This is a genomic window from Rhizobium acaciae, assembly GCF_025941625.1.
GTDB classification, from domain to species: domain Bacteria; phylum Pseudomonadota; class Alphaproteobacteria; order Rhizobiales; family Rhizobiaceae; genus Rhizobium; species Rhizobium acaciae.
Genome location: NZ_JAPCZO010000079.1, coordinates 1 through 1,147, shown reverse-complemented (window position 1 = coordinate 1,147; position 1,147 = coordinate 1). Strand labels below are relative to the sequence as shown.

General features: G+C 64.1%; 1 protein-coding gene. It reads right to left on the bottom strand.

The features are described from left to right. On the bottom strand, window positions 1-1,147 hold a 1,147-nt coding region (locus OLZ32_RS39150; protein ID WP_264425735.1), incomplete at both ends, for an AAA family ATPase.

The window sequence follows — 1,147 nt, the reverse complement described above, 5'->3', positions numbered from 1 at the left end:
CGTTCGGTCGGAAAAGAACGCCCCTCACCCAGGGCGCCCTCGCCCATCAGCACGGCTCTCAGCGCCTCGTTCAGACGCTTCACGTCGTCATTGGTGTGGGCAAGCACAAGAAGCTCATCGCCGCGAAGGAGAGGCGTGTTTGCGCCTTCGGCAGTTTCCCGAACGAGCGCGCGACGGGCATCCGTCCAGTCGGAAACGATGCGTCCGATGATCTCGTCGCGCGTCTCTGCCTCGACAAGGCGACCCTGTTGCGCATAGGCATCAAGACCTTTCTCGACCTCGCCACGAGCGAAAAGTCGGGACGCCTCGCGCGCCCACGGCTCCCGCTGGCGGCGCACGCCGGCAAGTTCGGCAAAACCGATGCGTTCGGTGATCGCTCTGAAGGCAGCACCCGCCTGGATCGGCTGAAGCTGCATCGCATCGCCGACCAGCACGACTTTCGCCCCTGCTTCTTCAGCAATCTTCAACACGCGGGCCATCTGCTGCGACGACACCATGCCGGCCTCGTCGACAACCACCACATCGCCGCGATGAAGCGTCTCGTGTCCATTGGCCCAGGCCAGTTCCCAGGCGGCGAGTGTTCGCGACCTGATGCCGGAGCTGTCTTCCAGCCCCTCAGCGGCTTTGCCGGCAAGGGCCGCGCCGATCACCCGGCGGCCATCGCTTTCCCAGGCGACGCGTGCGGCGGCAAGCAAGGTCGACTTGCCGGTGCCGGCAAGACCGACCACGGCGGCAATGCCGTTGTCACCGGTGACATGACGGACCGCGTCCACCTGTTCCGCATCGAGCTTGAAGGGCTTTTCCGGATCGCCGGTTTCGACGTGTCTGATGGCAGCCGCAACCGCCCGATCGGAAACGGCAAAACCCTCGTGCTCCGACAACACCTGCGCGGACCGCGCCATGTCATATTCAACGCGCAGAATGTCGCGCGTGGTGAAGACAGCGGGTTCCGCCACCTTCCCCGTTTCGGCATCGACCTGTTGCGGCTTCAGCATGACTAGATCGTCCGACGCCATCAGCCGCGCGCGGATATTGGCAAAGTCCGCGGGATCGTCGACAGTGCGATGCAGCGCCTTGGCGATATCGCGCTCATCGAAGGTGGAGCGTTCATTGCTCAACTGTTTCAGGAGAAGCTCCGGCTCGGCGA